Source organism: Kitasatospora sp. NPDC053057 (genome assembly GCF_044546945.1).
GTDB lineage: Bacteria > Actinomycetota > Actinomycetes > Streptomycetales > Streptomycetaceae > Kitasatospora.
In genome coordinates this window covers 1-5,322 of record NZ_JBITZP010000099.1, presented here as the reverse complement: position 1 = coordinate 5,322, position 5,322 = coordinate 1, and the positions used below count along the sequence as shown (strand labels likewise).

2 protein-coding genes are annotated in these 5,322 nt (G+C 74.6%); both read left to right on the top strand.

The window, feature by feature from the left end:
- Positions 1-3,795 (top strand): amino acid adenylation domain-containing protein (locus tag ACIG5E_RS38945; RefSeq protein ID WP_396541972.1); only part of this gene is annotated, 3,795 nt, incomplete at its 5' end.
- Positions 3,796-3,871: 76 nt separating this feature from the next.
- Positions 3,872-5,322, top strand: a 1,451-nt coding sequence (locus tag ACIG5E_RS38940; protein WP_396541970.1) for a condensation domain-containing protein, incomplete at its 3' end; no start/stop codon positions are given.

Genomic DNA, 5,322 nt, shown 5'->3' with positions numbered 1-5,322 from the left:
CGCACCGGCGACCTCGCCCGCTGGACCACCACGGGCGAACTGGAGTTCGTCGGCCGAACGGACCACCAGGTCAAGATCCGCGGCTTCCGGATCGAGCTCGGCGAGGTGGAGGGCGCGTTCACCGCCCACCCGGCCGTCCGCCAGGTCGCCGCCCTGGTCCGCGAGGACCGGCCCGGCGACAAGCGCCTGGTCGCCTACGTCACCGGCGAGGCCACCCCCGAGGATCTGCGCAGCTTCGTCGCCGAGCGTCTGCCCGGCTACATGCTCCCGGCGGCGATCGTCACCCTCGACGCGCTGCCCGTCACCCCCAACGGCAAGGTCGACCGCCGCGCCCTACCCGCCCCCGACTACACCGGCGGCGAGGGCCGGGCCGCGCGCACCGAGACCGAGCGCTCGCTGTGCGAACTCTTCGGCGAGGTCCTCGGGTTGACCGCCGTGAGCATCGACGACAACTTCTTCGACCTCGGCGGGCACTCCCTCCTCGCCACCCGGCTGGCCAGCCGCATCCGCACCGCCCTCGGCGCGGAGCTGCCGATCCGCACCCTCTTCGACCACCCCACCGTCGCCGCCCTGGCCACCGCGCTGCCCGTCTCCGGACCGGCCCGCCCGGCCCTGCGGCCCGCCGACCGGCCCGCGCTCGTCCCGCTCTCCCCCGCCCAGCAACGACTGTGGTTCATCGAGCAGTTCGAGGGCCCGAGCGCGCTCTACAACACACCCGTCGCGGTCCGGCTGACCGGCCCGGTCGACCTCCCCGCCCTTGAGCAGGCGGTGCGGGACGTGGTGGCCCGGCACGAGGTGCTGCGCACCCTCGTCCCGACCACCGACGGCCAGCCGCACCAGCTGGTCACCGAGGCCCCCGAACTCCCGCTGCGGGCCGTGCCGGTGGCCACCGAGGACGAGCTGCGCACCGCCCTGGCCGCGGCCGGCGGGCAGGTCTTCGACCTCGCGGCCGAACTCCCCGTCCGCTGCACGTTGTTCTCCCTGCCACAGGACGAGCACGTGCTGCTGGTGCTGATGCACCACATCGCCAGCGACGGCTGGTCCGTCGCCCCGCTCTTCCGCGACCTCGCCGCCGCCTACCGGGCGCGCAGCGCCGGCACCGCCCCGACCTGGCAGCCGCTGCCGGTGCAGTACGCCGACTACGCCCTCTGGCAGCGCGAACTGCTCGGTACCCAGGAGCAGCCAACCGCCCTGCTGACCGAGCAACTCGCCCACTGGCAGCAGGCCCTGGCCGACGCCCCGGAGGAGCTGGCGCTCCCCTACGACCGCCCGCGCCCGGCAGAGCCGAGCCACCGCGGCGGGCTGGCGGAGGCCGCCGTCGGAGCCGAACTCCACTCGGCGCTAGCCGAGTTGGCCGGCGCACAGAACGCCAGCCTGTTCATGGTCCTGCAGGCCGCCGTCGCCACCCTCTACACCCGCCTCGGCGCCGGCACCGACCTGCCGCTCGGCACCCCCGTCGCCGGCCGCGGCGACGAGGCCCTGGACGACCTGGTCGGCTTCTTCGTCAACACCCTGCTGCTGCGCACCGACACCTCCGGCAACCCGACCTTCCGTGAGCTACTGGAGCGCGTCCGCCGCACCGACCTGGACGCCTTCGACCACCAGGACATCCCCTTCGAGCGCCTCGTCGAGCAGCTCAACCCGGCCCGCACTCCGGCCCGCCACCCGCTCTTCCAGACCCTGGTGGCCCTGGAGAGCCGCGCCGCGGTGCCCACCGCCTTCGGCGAACTGGGCTGCGCGGAGCACCCCTTCGAACTGGACGTGGCCAAGTTCGACCTGTCCTTCCGCTTCACCGAGCAGGGCCCCCGGGCGGGCCTGACGGTGGCCATCGAGTACGCGACCGACCTGTTCGACGCCGCCACCGCCACCGCCCTCGCCGAGCGGCTGCTGCGGGTGCTGAGCGCCATCGCGGCCGACCCCGACGCGCCGATCGGCGGCATCGAGGTCCTCGCCCCGGCCGAGCGCGAACAGCTGCTCACCGGCTGGAACGACACCGCCGTGCCCGTCCCGGACGCCACCCTGCCCGAGCTGTTCGAGGCCCGGGCCGCCGCCACCCCCGACGCCTTCGCCGTGGTCTCCGGCGCCGCCCGGCTGAGCTACGCCGAACTGGACTCCCGGGCCGAACACCTCGCCGCCCACCTGGCCGAGGCCGGGGTCGGCGCCGACACCCCGGTGGTCCTGCTGATGGACCGCTCCGCCGAGCTGGTGACGGCGATCCTCGCGGTCACCAAGGCCGGTGGCAGCTACGTCCCGCTGGACGACCGGCACCCGGCCGAGCGGCTGCGGCAGATCACCGCCGAGACCGGCGCGGCGCTCGTCCTGGTCGACCCCGCGCACCAGGACCACCCGCTGGCCGCCGACGCCCCCTGCCCGGTCCTGCCGCTCACCGGCGGCTGGTTCGACGGCCCGCGCCGGCGGCGCGCCCACCGTGCCGCGCCCCACCCCGAGCAGCTCGCCTACGTGATGTTCACCTCCGGCTCCACCGGCAAGCCCAAGGGCATCGCCATCACCCACCGGGACGTGGTGCAGCTCGCCTCGGACCCGTGCTGGCAGCACCCCGACGGGCTGCGGGTCCTCTTCCACGCCCCGCACGCCTTCGACGCCTCGACGTACGAGCTGTGGGCGCCGCTGCTCTCCGGCGGCCAGGTGGTCGTCGCGCCGCGGGGCGAGCTGGACGCCGCCGCCATCCGCAGGCTGGTCCGGGCCCACCGGCTCACCCATGTGCACGTCACCGCAGGGCTGTTCCGCGTGATCGCGGAGGAGGAGCCGGGCGTCTTCGACGGTGTCCGCGAGGTGCTGACCGGCGGGGACGTGGTCTCCGCGCCCGCCGTCCGCCGGGTGCTGGCGGCCGTCCCGGGGATCGGGGTGCGGGTCCTCTACGGCCCGACCGAGATCACCCTCTGTGCGACCCAACTGCCTCTCCCCTCGGCCGAGTCGGTGCCGGACGTGGTGCCGATCGGCCGCCCCATGGCCAACACCCGGACGTACGTGCTGGACGACACCCTCCAGCCCGTCCCGGCCGGGGTGCCCGGTGAGCTGTACATCGCCGGCGCCGGGCTCGCCCGGGGCTACGTCGGCCGCCCGGACCTGACCGCCGAGCGCTTCGTCGCCTGCCCCTTCGGCGGCAAGGGCGAGCGCATGTACCGCACCGGCGACCTCGTCCGCTGGAGCGCCGACGGCATCCTGGAGTTCCTCGGCCGCGCCGACGACCAGGTCAAGATCCGCGGCTTCCGCATCGAACTCGCCGAGGTGGAGGCCGCGTTCACCGCCCACCCCGGCGTCGGCCAGGCCCTCGCCCTGGTCCGCGAGGACCAACCCGGCGACAAGCGCCTGGTCGCCTACGTCACCGGCGAGGCCACCCCCGGCGAACTGCGCAGCTTCGTCAGCGACCGCCTGCCCGCCTACATGCTCCCCGCCGCCGTCGTCGTCCTCGACGCCCTGCCGGTGACCGGGAACGGCAAGGTCGACCGCCGCGCCCTGCCCGCCCCCGACTACACCGGCACGCCGGAGGGCCGGGCGCCCAGGACGGCGCAGGAGCAGAGCCTGTGCGAGCTGTTCGCCCAGGTGCTCGGCCTGGCCACGGTCAGCATCGACGACGGCTTCTTCGACCTCGGCGGGCACTCCCTGCTCGCCACCAAGCTGGTCAGCCGCATCCGCTCCGCCCTCGGCGTCGAGATGTCGATCCGCACCCTCTTCGACCACCCCACGGTTGGCGAACTCTCCACCGCGCTGCCCGCGGCCCGCAAGGCCCGGCCCGCCCTCAGGCCGATGCGCCGGCCCGGCAGCCCGTCGTAGGTCACAGGCGCCACCGGCCGTCCCCGGTGGCCCGACCGCCACATCCACTCAGCACGTCACCCGCCGGAGGCAGACCTTGATCCCGTTGTCGTTCGCGCAGCAGCGGCTGTGGTTCATCGAACAGCTCGACGGCCCGAGCGCGCTCTACAACACGCCGTTCGCCGTCCGGCTGACCGGCGAGATCGACGCCGCCGTCCTCTCCCTCGCGCTGCGCGACGTGCTCGCCCGGCACGAGGTGCTGCGCACCACCTTCCCGGCCACCGAGGGCCGGCCGCGGCAGTCGATCGCCGAGCCGGACAGCCCCGCCGTCGCTTCCGTCGAGGTGGCCGCCGTGGCGGTGGCCGACGAAGCCGAGCTGACCGCAGAGGTGGACCGGGCGGTGCGGCACGTCTTCGACCTGGCGTCCGAACTGCCCATCCGCTGCACGCTGTTCTCGCTGTCGGCCGAGGAGCACGTGCTGCTGGTGCTGATGCACCACATCGCCAGCGACGGCTGGTCCGTCCCCCCGCTCTTCCGGGACCTGGACGCCGCCTACCGGGCCCGCCGCGCCGGCACCGAGCCGCAGTGGGAGCCGCTGCCCGTCCAGTACGCCGACTACACCCTCTGGCAGCACGAGGTGCTCGGCACCGAGGACGACCCGGAGAGCGTGCTCACCACCCAACTCGCCCACTGGCAGGGCGCCCTGGCCGAGGCCCCGGAGGAGCTGGCCCTCCCCTACGACCGGCCGCGCCCGAGCGCGCCCAGCCACCTGGGCGGCGCCGCCGACCTCATCCTGGACGCCGAACTGTACGCGGCCCTGGCCGAGTTGGCGGCCGAAGAGCGAGCCAGCCTGTTCATGGTGCTGCAAGCCGCCGTGGCCGCGCTGTACACCCGGCTCGGCGCGGGCACCGACCTCCCGCTGGGCACGGCCGTCGCCGGACGCACCGACGAGGCCCTCGACGACCTGGTCGGCTTCTTCGTCAACACCCTCGTCCTGCGCACCGACACCTCCGGCGACCCGAGCTTCCGCCGGCTGCTGGAGCGCGTCCGACGCCTCGACCTGGACGCCTTCGACCACCAGGACGTCCCCTTCGAGCGCCTCGTCGAGCAGCTCAACCCGGCCCGCACCCCGGCCCGGCACCCGCTGTTCCAGACCATGGTGACGCTGGACAGCGACGAGGACCTCCCCGCGGACTTCGCCGGGCTCCCCTGCCGGGAACACGACCTCGACCAGCGCCTGGCCAAGTTCGACCTGTCCTTCGCCTTCGTCGAGCAGCACGACGCCGACGGCCTCGCCAACGGCCTGAGCGGAGCCGTGGAGTACGCGGCCGACCTGTTCGACCACACCACCGCGGCCACGCTGGGCGAGCGCCTGGTCCGGGTGCTCCGGGCGGCCGCCGCCGACCCCGACGCGCCGCTCAGCACGATCGAGATCCTCGGCACAGCGGAGCGCGAGCAGCTGCTGTCGGGCTGGCATGGCCCGGTCACCGGGCTGCCGTCGGGGGCGGTGCCGGAGCTGTTCGAGGCGCAGGCCGCCGCGACGCCGGA